The sequence below is a fragment of the Pseudoflavitalea sp. G-6-1-2 genome (assembly GCF_012927185.1).
GTDB lineage: Bacteria > Bacteroidota > Bacteroidia > Chitinophagales > Chitinophagaceae > Pseudobacter.
Window position 1 is genome coordinate 480,625 of sequence record NZ_JABBGB010000002.1, and the last position, 15,095, is coordinate 495,719.

A 15,095-nucleotide genomic window follows, 5' to 3' on the forward strand; every position below is an offset into this window, starting at 1 on the left:
TATTTTGCAGCGCTATGCAACCACTGAACTGGCGCGAAAAATTCGCAGCAATCATTACCCTCTTTATCGGCATCCTCATTCTGGCATTATTTGTATTGGATTACAGCACAAAACAATCGGCTGAAGTAACGCTCGCCGGCGACAAAATTCAGATCAGCAAAGGCGCATTATTTCAGATCATTCGTACTGTAGTGGCTTTTCTCGTTGGCATCATCGGAGGATTTGCACTGCTGAAAGGAAAGCGGTTCGGATGGGTATGGAGCTTCAGTTTTCTAACGCTGATCGGAGTGATCGCAGGTTACTTTACAGTGGTGTTGAGTACTGCCGGTATGGCCCCTACCACCATCGCTGCCGGTGTAATGTTTTTACTGATTCTGCTGAGCATCATATTTCTGCTGATTACCTCTACCCGTCAAAAATTTAGGGTCAGCAGCAAAACTATACTGCCGACCCTGGTTTTTCTACTGGCTATAGGTGCAATATTTTTCTTTCTGCAATAATCAGAGCATATCCTCTTCATTGAGTTTGTAGCGCTCACGGATCTTGCGCATCACTTCGTCCATCGATGCCCTGTGATCTTTGGGATTCCATTCGCCACGCTCCCATTTATCGAGTTCTTCATCGATATGCTTTTGCTGCAGCTTGCTGAGTTTGTCTACCAATTCTTCGCTTACTTCTTTTTGTTTGCGATAGAAACTGCGTTTCTTTTCGGAGGTAAGCTCTTTGTCTTTACGCATTTCATTTTCCGCTGCCGCCATTTTGGTGAGTTCTTCCTGCGCCAGTGCAATATCATATGGCCCTACGGGCATGATGAGTTTGCTGAGCACAGGCCCTACTTCGATGAGTATGATCAGCAGCGAAAGCAGCACACTTGTCCAGAAAACACTGCTCTCTTCGTCGGCCAGATCGCTGAGCGCTTTGTTGCGTTCGAGAAAGCCTACGTTGCTTTTGGCGGCTGCTTCATATTCCTTTCGTTTCTGCTCAAGTCCCTGATGGGTGGAAGCCAGCAGGCTGTCCTGCCGGCGTAACCCATCATCAATTGCAGAAAGTTCTGGTCTGAACTGCAGCAGGGCTGCATTGTAGGCTTCCATCTTCAGCCTTGCGAGCTTGTCTACACCACGTTGCTGCGATCCTCCGGTTCCATCTGCTTCCATGATGTAAGATTGCCGCAGGCGATGGAGCGTATCTTCGATGGCCAGTTTTCGCTGGCTTAATCTGTTGCGTTCGAGCGTAGTCTGATCGAGTTGCTGCCTGTGTTCGATCTGCAAAAGGCTGTCGTTCTCCTGCATCTTTTTATGCAGGTTCTTCGTTACCTGCGTATCGATCTCCTTCTCGAATATTTTCAGTTCGAGCGGCCGCGAAATAGTGATGCCGATCAGCAATGCCAGCAGCATCCGCGGCACTGCCATGCGCAATTGTTTCTCTCTGCTCACGCCATACTTGCGCATGGTAGCTACGAGAAACCGGTCGAAATTGAAAATGATCAGTCCCCATACAAGACCGAAGAGCAGCGTCCAGCCCCAGTTGCCGAATACACTGTAAATGGCATATCCTGCAGAAAGCGATGCCAGCACGAAAGTGGCCAGTATAGCGCCTCCCAGCCCACTGTACTTGCTGTGCTCCGAAGGATACTGATGCAATAATTGCTGATGTGCACCGGCACACCACCACAGAAAACGGGAGTTGGATTTGCGGGAGGGTTCACCACCGAATGACTCATAGCTATACAAGCCATCAGCCTGACCCTGATTAGTGTCAGCCATAGTTAATTGCTTTGCGTTGCCGTGCAGCCAACTGCGAAAAAAGGCAACAGGGATTTAAGCGTATAGATGTTGAATAGAACGGTGGTTGAAGTGTAGGAACGATGTATTAACGGCAAAATAATCCGTTAATTGTAAAGAAAATGCTAAAGCAGTAAAGATTATTGCAGCCTCGTCGATAACAAATCGAAGTACACCGATTTGCTCCAGATCATCTGTCGGATTTCAAGAGATGAAACTCCATCGACTTCTTTGTTGAGCGTCATTTGCAGGCTATGTTTCAGCGATGAGATCCAGGTGCTGTCGTTCAGTTTCACCCATTCGTATTTGTGCTGATCGAGGGCGAACAGCAGCGATTTTTCAATGCACTCGTAGCAATTGGCAGACACCACTTTTCCGAAACATTTTCCTTTGGGAGTGAACTCGTACCGGAAAGTAACGGGCTGCACCAGCGTATCGTGCAACACCACATCGGTGATGTAGGCAGAATCGGTTACAGTATAATTTTTGTAGTGGTTGCTGCGCATGTAACTGTCGGTTTCATGTTTCACTTTCTGGCGCGAAAAACCGATGTAGAATTGCGCCTGCAAGGCATTGCAGAAAATCAGCAATAAGAGTGTGGCGAGTAAATATTTCATATGTTCAGGAATATGGGTATAGTTGATCCGGCAATCAATGCCAGAGTTTGGAAAAGTCGGTTGTGATGGTTCTGATGCTCATCCAGCTCATGAGAATTACAACAATCCATCCCATGGCAGACATCCAGATGGGATGCCGATATCCTCCCACCAGTTTTTTCTGACGAACGGCCAGCAGCATCAAAGCCAGCGCTATCGGCAGTATCAGGCCATTGAGCGCTCCTGCGAGTACCAGCAATTTCACCGGAGGTTGCCCCATCATTACAAAAACCAACGTAGAAAATATAATGAAGAGGGTGATGATGATGCGATGGTTCTTATCGAAGAACGGATGCAGTGTCCGCAAAAACGAAACCGATGTATAGGCAGATCCCACAACAGAAGTGATAGCTGCTGCCCATAACACGATACCGAAAATAATGTATCCTGTCTGCCCTGCTGCCAGTTGAAATACGGAGGCAGCGGGATTGGATTTGTTCAAAATCCCTCCGCCCACAATCACTCCCAATGAAGCCAGGAACAACAGTATCCGCATGGCCGATGCCAGCAGAATGGCATTCACGCTGCTGCGCGTTACCTGCGGCAGTTTCTCCTGCCCTTTGATGCCTGCATCGAGCAACCGGTGTGCACCTGCGAAGCTGATGTATCCTCCCACTGTTCCGCCAACAAGCGTTACAATGGCCGTGGTATCGATCGTAACAGGTACAAAGGTTCGGTACAGTGCTTCACCTGCCGGCGGATGTGAAGACAGCGCTACGTAAAACGTGAGTGCGATCATCACAAATCCGAGTATCCGCGTAAACCAGTCCATGGCTATGCCGGCTTCTTTCACCCAGAAGATCAGCAGCGCCAACGCAGCGCTGATACATGCACCGATAACGGGTTTTGAAGGATCGGCATCGAGATGAAAAATGATATCCAGCCCCAGTCCTGCCCCGGCCACATTGCCGATATTGAAGGCAAGCCCTCCCAGCACTACCAGTATCGCCAGCATATAACCCGATCCCGGCAACAGATTATTCGCCAGATCCTGCGCGCGCATACCCGATACTGTTACTACGCGCCAGATATTCAGTTGTCCGGCTATATCCAGCAGTATCGATACCAGTATCACAAATCCGAAACTGGTGAGCAGTTGCTGTGTGAAAACGGTGGTTTGTGTAATAAATCCCGGCCCGATTGCAGATGTAGCCATGAGAAAGGCAGCGCCGAGCAGTGCGGATCTTGTATTGGTTTCCTTCAAGCAGTTATCTTTTTACAGGGTCTGTTATTTCGATGTTGGCTTTGGTCAGCGCTTCGTGGATGGACTCCGCAAATTGCAGTGCATGCAATCCATCTCCATGGATGCAGATGGTTTCTGCAATTACCGGAACTGTTTTTCCACTGACGGAACGAACGTTTTGCTGCTGCACCATCTGCAATACCTGTGCAATGGCCTCGCTTTGGTTGGTGATAAGCGCTCCAGGCTGATCGCGGGGTGTGAGACTGCCATCATCCTGATAAGACCGGTCGGCAAATACTTCGCTGCAGGTGGTCAGCGGCGTTTCTTTTGCGGCATTGATCAGTTCGCTGCCCGCAAGTCCGTACAGTATCAGCGATCCGTCGAAATCATACACGGCATCGCAGATGGCTTTGGCAATCACTTTGTCTTTTGCCGCCATATTGTACAATGCGCCATGCGGTTTCACATGATGCAATATTGCATTGTTCACCTGCACGAATGCATGCAGGGAACCGAGCTGATACAGAACGATATCGTAGATCTCTTCCGGACTGAGTTGCCGGTTCACTCTTCCGAAATTTTCCCGGTCGTCGAATGAAGGATGTGCTCCAATGGCAACACCGGCGCGCATTGCAGCGCGTACCATCGTGTGCATTACAGAGGCATCGCCTGCATGGAATCCGCAGGCAAGATTGATGGAGCTAACAAAAGAAAGAAGACTTAAATCGCGGTTCACACTGTAATCCCACAGTGGCGATCGTTCTCCCATATCGCAGTTGATGTCTATTCTCAGCATACCAGTTCGTTCAGGTGATCATGGCAGGCCCTTTGAAGGATCACCAGTTCCTGTTGCTGTGAATATAATAAATCTTCTGCTGTTTGCTGATCAACACATCTGAATTGAATATTGTCGCCCGGACGAAGCTGCGCCAGTTTGGGAAGATGCGCAGTGATCACATGCCCGATCCTCGGATAACCGCCGGTGGTCTGATGATCGGCCATGAGAATGATCAATTGCCCATCGGGCAGCAACTGCATGGTACCGAAATTAACGCCGGAGGATACCATTTCGTTTTCTTCTTTCCGTTTCAGCACAGCGCCTTTAAGGCGATAACCCATGCGGTCTGAATACGGATGAATGATGAAATTATTTTCGAGCAGGGCTTCCTGTGAGTTGGGACAAAGTTCTTTGAATTCGTTACCCGGCGTAAAACAGATCTCATGCGGATCTTCGTACACGCGGCGGATATTCACTCTCCAGTTGAGCACCTGCAATTCCCGCCCTTCTTTGAGCAGTCCTGCAAAGTACACGGTATTTTCTCTGAAGGTGAGTTCATCGCCTTTTTCCAGCCTTCTTCCCTGATGCCCGCCGGCGCCGGCTTTGAGGTTGGTGCTGTAGCTGCCGAGCCAGGGCTTTACACAGAAGCCGCCGTGAATGGCGAGATAACATCGGGCGCCATCCTGCAGTTTATTGAAATGAAGAACTGTATTTTTTCTTACCACAACCGGCCTCCAGAGCGGAAGCGGTTCATCATTGAGCATAGGAGTGAAATCTCCACCCGTAATGCTGATGAGGGCATTCTGTTCGAAGAGTATCTGCGGACCGGGAAAATGAATTTCCAAAACGGCTTCGCACTGATTATTGCCGGCAAGCATATTTGCTACGCCAGCTGCATAAGGATCCATAGCGCCACCGGCATTGATGCCTAAATGAGCCTGTCCAAATCGGCCGGTATCCTGAATGGTATCGGATAAACCGGGCTTGATGATGGTTAGAGACATTGCAGGAAAAAGTTTGGAGGTTCAGGAACTAAATCAGTTAAGGATCAACGTTAGACCAAACAATTTTTACTGTTGCATTTCAAATTCCCTTACGGATACCGGACAGAACTGTACTTCGTCTCCCGGATTCATCCATACGGGTTCTTTTGCATTGGGGTCGAACATTTTCATTGGGATGCGGCCGATGATATTCCATCCACCCGGACTGTTCAGCGGATATATGCCTGTTTGTTTTCCGGCGATGCCCACACTGCCGGCCATCACCGGTGCAGGTTGCGGTTTACGCGGAAAAGCTATCTGTGCATCAACGGTACCGAGATAAGCAAAACCGGGCAGAAACCCAATCATGAACACACGATACAAAGTTGAAGCATGGATGCGGATGATCTCTTCTTCGGGCAGCTTCAGCGAAGCGGCCATTGATCCAAGATCGGGCGCATAGATACCTTCGTAACAAACGGGTACCTGGTGACGCTTCACAGCACGGTTAGAAATATCATCTGAATGTTCAAAGGCGGTCTGCAGCAGCTGCTTCACCCAATCGTACACGGTAGAGTCGGGCTGATACAATGTTTTAACAAGAAACGGATCGTAGATTACAGTTAAGGAACTATATGCCGGAATGATGTTTTTGAGCCCTTCAAATGCATGATCTGAAAACCATGCTGCCATTGCCATTACTTTCCTGTTAAGTACTTCATCCACTCTGCTGCCCAGCTCGATGGTGGCTGCGCGGTCGCCGAGGGGAAATATGGCGGGGAAAGTGTTCAGTTGTAATTACTATAATATGGTATTAAGGTATGCTGAAAATGTGGGTATAAAATTCACTTTAACAGCTTTTAACAGTTTTTTGAGGAGATAACGAAACCTGGTTCTGCTGCGGAATGGCTGACTGATGGCCGTGGAATGGCTTCAAAAGCGCACCGAAAGTGCTCTGGAAGTGCTGTGCTCCCGTTTAAAAGGGCTGTAAATGCGCTGAAAAAGCGCTGTGAAAGCGCTGAAACACGTTTGATTTACACATTAGAAACCGACGAGGTTTACATAGCGGGTGCACGAAAGATGCAAATTGAGTGAGGCGATTGTACTTTGCGGATGCCCGGTCGCTTGCCTCCGGCGAGTGACTGGGCACCCGCGACACCGATAGCATCTGCGTTAAACCGGCAGATCGACGGATAAAACCAGTCCCCTCAAAAGATTTGCAGTCTGCCGCAAATTTTATCATTCAGCAGGCATTCCGGCAGACCCTCTGCCAGCGCTGTCAGTTGATTTTCAATCATCCCCACCCCAACTGCCTCTTATTCCAAAACGGCCCGGTTATTGAGCCGCCAGCCCGTAGCAATTTGTTGCTTTCACCGTTATACACTAAACTTGCACGCCAACCGGCCTAATTTAAACCGCTTAATCAACGTATGGCGAAGAATTTATTGATCGTGGAGTCCCCTGCCAAAGCCAAAACTATCGAAAAGATCCTGGGATCAGATTTCGAGGTAAAGAGCTGTTATGGCCATATCAGGGATCTTGAGAAAGACGATATGGGCATCGATATCAAGAATAATTACCAACCCCGATATATTATTCCTGACGATAAAGAACGCGTTGTAAAGGAGTTGAAAACCTTAGCTAAGAAATCGGATGAGGTCTGGCTCGCAACGGATGAGGACCGCGAAGGGGAAGCCATCAGCTGGCACCTTTGCGAAGTACTCGGCCTCGACCCCCGCAATACAAAGCGCATCGTTTTCCATGAGATCACCAAACCGGCTATCCGCAAAGCGGTAGACAATCCGCGTACCGTGGATATGAACCTGGTGAATGCCCAGCAGGCACGTCGCGTGCTCGACAGGATCGTGGGCTTTGAACTCTCCCCCGTTCTCTGGCGCAAAATGAGCATGAAGAACAACCTCAGCGCCGGACGTGTGCAGAGTGTTGCCGTTCGCCTCATCGCAGAACGTGAGCGTGAGATCAACGCTTTCACAGCCACCAGCACTTTCAAAACAGAAGCCCTCTTCACTGCCAATGACCTCGGAGGAAAACCCGTAACATTTGTAGCAGAAGGCAAAAAATATGCAGGCGCATCAGACGCAGAAGCTTTCCTCAAAAGCTGTGTGGGCGCCGATTACAAGGTAACAGACATTCAGGTGAAACCTGCACGCAAATCGCCTGCAGCACCCTTCACCACCTCTACCCTTCAGCAGGAAGCCTCCCGCAAATTCGGCTACTCTGTGAGCCGCACCATGCAGCTGGCACAGAAACTGTACGAAAGCGGTAAGATCACCTACATGCGTACCGATAGTGTTAACCTCTCCGATACCGCCATGAGCGATGCCCGCAATCAGATTGTGAGCCAGTACGGAGAACGTTATCACCAGCCACGCAAATACAAGAACAAGAACGAATCTGCACAGGAAGCGCACGAAGCCATCCGCCCCACCTATATGGACAATCACCATGTAGACGATGAGGATACCAGAAAACTCTACGAGCTGATCTGGAAACGCACTATGGCTTCCCAGATGTCCGATGCAGAGCTGGAACGCACCATTGCAAAAATTGCTATTTCAACCAATAAAGAAGAACTCACCGCCAGTGGTGAGGTACTCAAATTCGATGGCTTCCTCAAAGTATACCGCGAAGACCGCGACGATGAGGATATCAACGAAGACGAGCAGGCCGAAGGCATGCTGCCGCCACTCGCCGTTAGTCAGCAACTTCCGCTCAAAGAGATGAAGGCTATCGAAAGATTCAGCCGCCCTTCTCCCCGATACACGGAAGCCTCGCTGGTAAAGAAACTCGAAGAACTCGGCATCGGCCGACCTTCTACTTACGCACCTACCATCTCTACCATCCAGAAACGCGGATACGTGGAGAAGCGCGATAAAGAAGGCACCAAACGCGAGTTCCGCATCTTCCGTCTCGCAGCAGACAAGATCACTCAGCAAACAGAATCAGAAAATACCGGCGCAGAGAAATCCAAGCTCTTCCCATCCGATCTCGGACTGGTGGTAACGGACTTCCTCAAGCAGTATTTCGACGATATCATGGATTACGGCTTCACTGCCCGCATCGAAGGAGAATTCGATGAAGTGGCAGCAGGCAAACTCAAGTGGAATACCATGATCGATGATTTCTATGTTCCTTTCAAAAAGGAAGTAGACAATACCATCGTGAATGCAGAACGCATCAAGGGCGAACGCGAACTCGGCATCGATCCGGAAAGCGGAAAGAAGATCGTGGCACGCATGGGAAGATTCGGTCCCATGGTACAGATCGGAGATGTGAACGACGAAGAGAAGCCACGTTTCGCCAGCCTGAAAAAAGACCAGAGCATCGAGACCATCTCTTACGAAGAAGCGATGGACCTCTTCAAACTTCCACGCACCCTGGGCACACACGATGGCCAGGAAGTGGCGGTGAACCTCGGAAGATTCGGTCCATATGTGAAATTCGGTGAAGCATTCATCTCTATCCCGCGCGGTGAAGATCCGCTGGGCGTGACCATGGAGCGCGCACTCGAACTGATCGAAGAAAAAGCACAGGCAGACGCACCTATCGCCATGTACGAAGGCAAGGGCGTAACAAAAGGCAAGGGACGTTTCGGTCCGTTCATCAAATGGAACGAGATGTTCATCAACGTGCCAAAGCGTTACAATTTCGACAACCTCTCACAAGCAGAGATCAACGAATTGATCGAAGCCAAAATAAAAAAGGAATCCAACCGTTTCATTCAGCAATGGCCTGAAGAAAAGATCACCATCGAAAATGGCAGATGGGGCCCCTTCATCAAGTTCAACAAGAAGATGCTGAAACTGGGAAAGAAGGCTGATGATTCCAAATACACTTCAGAAGAAGCTGCGAACATCAGTCTCGAAGAAGTAAAGAAAATGATTGAAGCACAGGTGCCCGATGCCTTCACCAAAAAGGCCGCAAAGAAAACCGCCACCAAAAAAGCCGCTCCTAAAAAAGCAGCTAAGAAAAAATAGTGCTCAATCTACAATTCAATTTAACCAGGGAAGAATACCTGGCTTACAACTTTTTCACTTCCTGGAGCTCTCCCGACAGGAAAGCTTACCGATTGAAATATTTTATGCGCGTAATGGGGCTCTATGGCCTCATTGCTGCTGCATATATCTGGCTCAACCGCAATCAGCACGAAATAATCACCGATCTCTTCGTATTCGGCACCATCGGCCTCATCTATGCCCTGCTGGTACCGGTGCTGGTAAAACGATCCGTTAAAAGCCGGGTGAATGCCATGCTGCAGGAACCGGAGAACCAGCATATTCTCGATTCCTCCACCATCCTGCTTACAGATCAGGGAATTACAGATAAGGACAAAGCATCGGAAAGCCGCTACAACTGGGAAGCCATTGTAAAAAAAGTGGAGACGAAAGATTGCTTTTACCTGTATACCAGCTCATACCACGCAATTCTTATCCCCAAACGCGCATTGTCAACCGCTGAAGACCATGCCGAGCTCAAACGCCTGTTGGATCAGCATCTGCCCCTCGCCTCCGAACAGTTCTGATAATCATGCAGATGATCTTTCTGTGAATTTGTGGAAAAGATTTTTAGCTGAATTTTAATCATTGTTCCGAAATTGACAACGTGATGACGTTGTCGTATATTCAGGAACATCCCCGGACTATGGAGGAAAATAAAGAAATATCAGCATTGTTCCACCTGATTGATGATCCGGATGAGGAGGTTTTCAATGTGGTGTCTACCCGTATCATCGATTTCGGCAAAGGCATCATTCCAAACCTGGAGCATCTGTGGGAGAATACTGTCAGCGAAGACATTCAGGAAAGAATCGAATTGCTGATCCATCGTCTTCATTACCGCGACCTCACAGAAGAAACCCTGCAATGGAGTAAGAATCTCCACCAGGATCTGCTGACGGGCGCCCTGCTGGTAGCCCGTTTTCAATATCCCGATCTTACCACTTCGGCCGTTTATCAGGAAATCGAAAAACTCCGCCGCAATATCTGGCTCGAGCTCAACAACTACCTCACCCCGCTGGAACAGGTGAATGTGCTCACCAGCATACTCTACAATTATTACAATCTCCGCGGAACGGAAATCGCTTACCAGAATCCCGAAGAGTTCCTCATCAACAAACAGCTCGAAAGCAAGCGCGGCAATGCCATTGCCAATGGCGTGCTCTATCTGATAGTGGCCGAATTGCTCGATGTACCTATCCGCGCCATCAATATCCCCCGCCAGTTTGTGCTGGGATATTTCAAGCCGGAATACGATTTCGAACGCCATACCGAGAACCCGCTCTACAAAACGGAATTCTTCATAGATCCCATGAGCGGACAGGTTTTCACGCATAAGGACGTAGACAATTACTTCAAGCGCATCAACGTGCCGCCTGTTGCGTCTTACTTTAAACCCCAGTCGAACAAGGCCATCATCAGGCAGCTGATGGAAGAATTCAGCAAGTGCTTCGACAACGACAAGCAGCGCTACAAACAGCAGGAACTGCTTGCCCTGGCCAATCTCCTCGATCTGCAGAACGACCCCGAAGAGTAACCGGCACCCATCTGATCATCCGTTTATAATATCCACTGTTTTATTGTATCGATGTTATCCGTACTTTTGGTAACGCCTTTACGGCCTACCCCACCGATTGCAAGCCCAGCACCCTAATCAAACCAAATAGGCAGCCTGTTTGTTTCTTCTATATACAAGAGAGGATAACTATTATCAACACACTAAAAACCTAAGACATGAAAGCGAATATCGGACTGATCGAAAAGAACGCACAGCAGATCGCGCTTATCCTGAACAAAATTCTGGCCGACGAGTTTGTACTCTACGCCAAAACCAGAAACTATCACTGGAACTACGAAGGAGATAATTTCATCGAAATGCACAAATTCTTCGAAGCACAATACGAAGAACTCGATGAAGTGATCGACGAAGTAGCAGAAAGGGTTCGCAAGATCGGTCACTATGCAGAAGGCCGCCTGAAAGAATACCTGAAACTCACTGATCTGCTCGAACCAGCTGCTACCACCAAACAAGGGCAGCAGGTGAAGAACCTGCTCGACGACCATGAGACCATGGCACGTTACATCCGCGAGAAGATCGTTGAAGTAGACAAACTGAAAGACGTAGGTACTGTGGATTACCTCACGCAGCTGATCCAGCGCCACGAGAAAGCAGCATGGATGCTGAGAGCATATGCTTCTAAATAAATAAGTACAGATAATAAAAATCCCGGTCCAATTCAGGCCGGGATTTTTATTTAATCAAGTATGCTGTTTTATCAGTTCGCCAGTTTGAACTGCACATTTTCGAACTTGCCATCTTGCAGCACCATCGGAGCCAGTTTGGTGAGGCCGGATTCATCCTTGAGAGTAAAGTTGAATGTTCCGGTAATAGCGCCATTATCCCCTTTGGTGATCACAATCTCGCCATCGGTACCCACGTGGTTGGTTGCAACATATGCACCGTTACTGGTTCTTTCCATACGGTAAACAGTTGCTTCAAATGATTTTCCGGCAACACGGCGGACAGGATAGGTCTTTGCATCTACGTTGTTGCCTTGTGCACCTGCCATATAGAGTGCAATAATGAATCTGCTCTGCTGATCAGCTGAAACCGCTGTAACGGTCAGGCTTCTTATGCCGCCTTCAGTAAATCGGCTATACATAGCCGATTCAACATTGAGTGTGGTTTGTTTTCCATCTACAGTTACGGTAACGGGCTTGTTATCCTTGTCTTTTTTACATGCACCCAGAAAAAGCGTTGCAGCGAGAGAGGCTAAGAGAATTCTTTTCATAAGTCAAAATTAAGTAATCTGCCGCTTGAACGTTTATTCATGAAGGTTATTGCATAGATGCGCGCAACGTTCACATTCAGAAATCAGTTGAACACGTGATATTTCAGGTTCTCCAACCTGCCATCTTTCAAAACCACCGGAGTCAGCGGATTTTCTGTAGATGCATCAGTGAAGGTAATATTGAAAGTTCCTGTAATGGAACCATCCCCTTTTGTAATGATCATTTCACCCGCGGTTGCATAATGTCTGGTGGGTGAGTATTCGCCATTGCTGCCTTTCTTCAGATGGTGAGCAGTTATTACATTCACTCCCCCACCCGAAGTGGATACAGGATAGGTTCCTGCCTCTACATTGTTTCCCTGCGTCCCTTCCAGAAAAAGGGCGATGTTGAAACTGGTTTGACCGTCTTCTGAATAAGCCGTAAGCACCAGCGTTCTGCTGTTGGTTTCACCAGAGCGGCCGAATGTTGCCGATTCGATGTTGAGGGTTGTTTGCCTGCCATTCAGCATTACGGTAACAGGATTACGTTCCTTACTTTTTTTGCAGGAGGCAAAAAGCAGTATTGCAGCGAGTGTAAAGAATAAAAGTCTTTTCATAGATAGGCATTTAGATCAACTGAATAAACACAGTGGCTCTTAAAGTTATTGTTTTACCGCATCTATGCAAGTGTCTGCTACAGATCAGGCATAAAAAACCGCCGGTTAGACTTCTTTTTGCAGAAGTGCTTACCGGCGGTACTATCAGTTGGGATCAATGTTTACAATTTCCAGCCTTCTCTGTACTCTCTCTTCACAAACTGATTGGCTTCGTCGAAGTTGGTGATGCGCATATTGGCTGCATCCCAATCCAGTCTCTTTCTGCCGAGGTATTTATCGTTCCAGCCTTTAAGGTTGGGGTTCTTCATCATGTAACTGCGGATAGCCAGATTGCCGATGAGAATGCTTTCTGTGAAAGGTCCCGCAAACTCAAACGGAGAGCTCACTTCAGCGTTTCCATATCCTGCGATGCAGGCATTTACCCATTGCACGTAGTGGCCTTCGGGTACGCGTTTGATCTTTTCCGCAGGCATTGTTTTTTCCTGCATCAGTCTTGTTGGAAGCAGTCGCGGATTTGCACCGTAACAGTCTGCCATGATCTTGCCTTTGGTGCCTTCGAAGATCACGCCGCCATCCCAGTTGCCCATGGGTTCGTCGGGCAGCAGTTCGTCGGGGCGCTGCGGCATGAGGCCGCCATCGTACCAGTTTACTTTGATGGTTTTGCTCTTGCTGTTTTTCACCGGGTAAGTGAGGCGGATGATGCTCGACGGTGGACAGCTATCCTGATTCATCGTATCGTTCCACATTTCTTTCCAGATGGTAGCGATGCTGCATTCCACCGAACTCGGATAATCGATAGGCAGAATACGGAACACGGGGTCCATTATATGGCAGGCCATATCGCCCAGCGCGCCTGTACCATAGGCCCACCATCCACGCCAGTTGAAAGGCAGATAGGCAGGATTATAGTCGATCGCTTTGGCTGGTCCCTGCCAGAGATTCCAGTCGAGTTCCTGCGGAATCTCGTGCACGCCGGTGGGCGTTGGAAGTCCCTGCGGCCATACCGGACGATTGGTCCAGCAATGCACCGTATGCACCTTGCCGATCATGCGGGAATCCACCATTTCTTTCATCTTGCGAACACCGTCGCCGGAGCCGCCCTGATTGCCCATTTGCGTAACAACTTTATAGCGCTTAGCCGCCTCAGTGAGCATGCGGGCTTCGTAGATATCGTGTGTGAGTGGCTTCTGAACATACACGTGTTTGCCGAGCTGCATGGCGGCCATGGCAGCTACCGCGTGTGTGTTATCGGGAGTGGATACAGAAACTGCATCGATGTTCTTTGCTTCTTTATCGAGCATTTCGCGGAAATCGCGATAGTAAGGAGCGGTTGGATTGCGTTTGCGCCAGGTAACTGCCTGACGATCGTCTACATCGCACAACGCCACTACCTGTGCATTGGGACTCTTCATAAACTCACTCAGATCACTCTGCCCTTTACCGCCCACGCCGATACCGGCAATGCGCAGCTTATCGCTTGGCGCAACATATCCGCGCCCCAGTACATGACGGGGAACAATAAAAAAACCGGCAGCAGCCAGTGATGTATTCCGGATGAATTTGCGACGTCCATCGTTGGAGAAAGACTTCTTGCTCATAGTAGAATTCAGCTGATTTGGTTGAATAAAAAGAACAACGAATACCCACTGAAAGTACGGAGCTAAAATGATTTAGCAAAGAATAGCCAGCATTAAATTTTGGTTGTCCCATCATTCTAAAAAAATATCCGGAACAGGTTGCAGCTTTATGCATGCTGCAATTCCATTCCGGATAAATTTGCGGAATTACCATCAGTAATCCGCTTATCGGGATCAGGCAGTTATTTCATAAAAAATTAATCTGTAACAACCATTCCTGTCCCGTAAAACCGGGCATTAACCCAGTGTTGCCTCTGTAGAGATGGTTACATTCAGGGCCTTGCTCACAGGGCAGTTTTGTTCTGCATCTGTAACACATTCCTGAAATTTCTCTGCACTGATGCCAGGCACCACAGCTTTCACCACCAGGTGGGAAGTAGTGATCACACCATTGTCGAGTGTAACGGTAGAAGTTGTTTCGATAGACTCAGGCGTGAAACCTGCACCACCGAGTACGAAGCTGAGCTTCATAGTGAAACAGCCTGCATGTGCAGCTGCGAGCAGCTCTTCGGGGTTGGTACCTACACCTTCTTCAAATCTTGATTTGTAAGAATATTGTGTTTTATTGAGAGTAGTGCTTTGAGTAGTGAGGTTACCGCTTCCTTCTTTTCCTGAGCCGTTCCATACGGCTGTTGCTGTTCTTTTCATATTATTTGTCGTTTATTTGATAAAA

At 48.5% G+C, this 15,095-nt stretch carries 15 protein-coding genes; 5 read left to right on the plus strand and 10 right to left on the minus strand.

Annotated elements, in window-relative coordinates:
- The first annotated feature begins 14 nt into the window (after window positions 1-14).
- Complete coding sequence (locus tag HHL16_RS11640) at window positions 15-500, plus strand: hypothetical protein (RefSeq protein WP_169425371.1); 486 nt, start codon at window positions 15-17, stop codon at window positions 498-500.
- Here the strand turns inward: HHL16_RS11640 and HHL16_RS11645 are convergent, their stop codons facing one another.
- The 6 genes from HHL16_RS11645 to pxpB all read right to left on the minus strand — a co-directional run bounded on the left by HHL16_RS11645 (window position 501) and on the right by pxpB (window position 6,173).
- Window positions 501-1,763, minus strand: coding sequence for a DUF4407 domain-containing protein (locus HHL16_RS11645; protein ID WP_169425372.1), 1,263 nt, complete (start codon window positions 1,761-1,763; stop codon window positions 501-503).
- A gap of 158 nt (window positions 1,764-1,921) precedes the next feature.
- Window positions 1,922-2,398: a hypothetical protein gene (locus HHL16_RS11650; protein ID WP_169425373.1), complete on the minus strand. Its 477-nt coding sequence runs from the start codon at window positions 2,396-2,398 to the stop codon at window positions 1,922-1,924.
- Between the two features lie 34 nt (window positions 2,399-2,432).
- A complete protein-coding gene (locus tag HHL16_RS11655) occupies window positions 2,433-3,641 on the minus strand; it encodes an NRAMP family divalent metal transporter (RefSeq protein ID WP_240966102.1) in 1,209 nt (402 codons plus the stop codon).
- 4 nt (window positions 3,642-3,645) lie between these two features.
- Window positions 3,646-4,416, minus strand: a complete 771-nt coding sequence (locus tag HHL16_RS11660) for a 5-oxoprolinase subunit PxpA (protein ID WP_169425374.1) — start codon at window positions 4,414-4,416, stop codon at window positions 3,646-3,648.
- Window positions 4,410-5,402, minus strand: a complete 993-nt coding sequence (locus HHL16_RS11665; RefSeq protein ID WP_169425375.1) for a biotin-dependent carboxyltransferase family protein — start codon at window positions 5,400-5,402, stop codon at window positions 4,410-4,412. Before HHL16_RS11665 ends, HHL16_RS11660 begins: the two co-directional genes overlap by 7 nt.
- Window positions 5,403-5,468: 66 nt before the next feature.
- Window positions 5,469-6,173: a 5-oxoprolinase subunit PxpB gene (pxpB, locus tag HHL16_RS11670; protein WP_277349387.1), complete on the minus strand. Its 705-nt coding sequence runs from the start codon at window positions 6,171-6,173 to the stop codon at window positions 5,469-5,471.
- Window positions 6,174-6,811: 638 nt separating this feature from the next.
- Here pxpB and topA point away from each other — a divergent pair.
- The 4 genes from topA to HHL16_RS11690 all read left to right on the plus strand — a co-directional run bounded on the left by topA (window position 6,812) and on the right by HHL16_RS11690 (window position 11,602).
- Entirely contained in the window at window positions 6,812-9,379 is a 2,568-nt protein-coding gene (gene topA, locus HHL16_RS11675) for a type I DNA topoisomerase (RefSeq protein WP_169425377.1), read from the plus strand.
- Window positions 9,379-9,924, plus strand: a complete 546-nt coding sequence (locus tag HHL16_RS25325) for a YcxB family protein (RefSeq protein WP_169425378.1) — start codon at window positions 9,379-9,381, stop codon at window positions 9,922-9,924. Before topA ends, HHL16_RS25325 begins: the two co-directional genes overlap by 1 nt.
- A 119-nt stretch (window positions 9,925-10,043) precedes the next feature.
- Window positions 10,044-10,934, plus strand: a complete 891-nt coding sequence (locus tag HHL16_RS11685) for a transglutaminase-like domain-containing protein (protein WP_169425379.1) — start codon at window positions 10,044-10,046, stop codon at window positions 10,932-10,934.
- Between the two features lie 197 nt (window positions 10,935-11,131).
- Window positions 11,132-11,602: a DNA starvation/stationary phase protection protein gene (locus tag HHL16_RS11690; RefSeq protein ID WP_169425380.1), complete on the plus strand. Its 471-nt coding sequence runs from the start codon at window positions 11,132-11,134 to the stop codon at window positions 11,600-11,602.
- A gap of 71 nt (window positions 11,603-11,673) precedes the next feature.
- Here the strand turns inward: HHL16_RS11690 and HHL16_RS11695 are convergent, their stop codons facing one another.
- The 4 genes from HHL16_RS11695 to HHL16_RS11710 form a co-directional block, all read right to left on the minus strand.
- The gene (locus HHL16_RS11695) at window positions 11,674-12,189 is read right to left on the minus strand and encodes a hypothetical protein (protein WP_169425381.1); all 516 of its coding nucleotides are present in this window, start codon (window positions 12,187-12,189) and stop codon (window positions 11,674-11,676) included.
- Between the two features lie 83 nt (window positions 12,190-12,272).
- Window positions 12,273-12,785 carry a hypothetical protein gene (locus HHL16_RS11700; RefSeq protein ID WP_169425382.1) on the minus strand — a complete coding sequence of 171 codons (513 nt, stop codon included), beginning with the start codon at window positions 12,783-12,785 and terminating at the stop codon, window positions 12,273-12,275.
- Window positions 12,786-12,946: 161 nt separating this feature from the next.
- Window positions 12,947-14,383: a Gfo/Idh/MocA family oxidoreductase gene (locus tag HHL16_RS11705; protein WP_169425383.1), complete on the minus strand. Its 1,437-nt coding sequence runs from the start codon at window positions 14,381-14,383 to the stop codon at window positions 12,947-12,949.
- 276 nt (window positions 14,384-14,659) lie between these two features.
- Window positions 14,660-15,070 carry an OsmC family protein gene (locus HHL16_RS11710; protein WP_169425384.1) on the minus strand — a complete coding sequence of 137 codons (411 nt, stop codon included), beginning with the start codon at window positions 15,068-15,070 and terminating at the stop codon, window positions 14,660-14,662.
- Window positions 15,071-15,095: the final 25 nt, after the last annotated feature.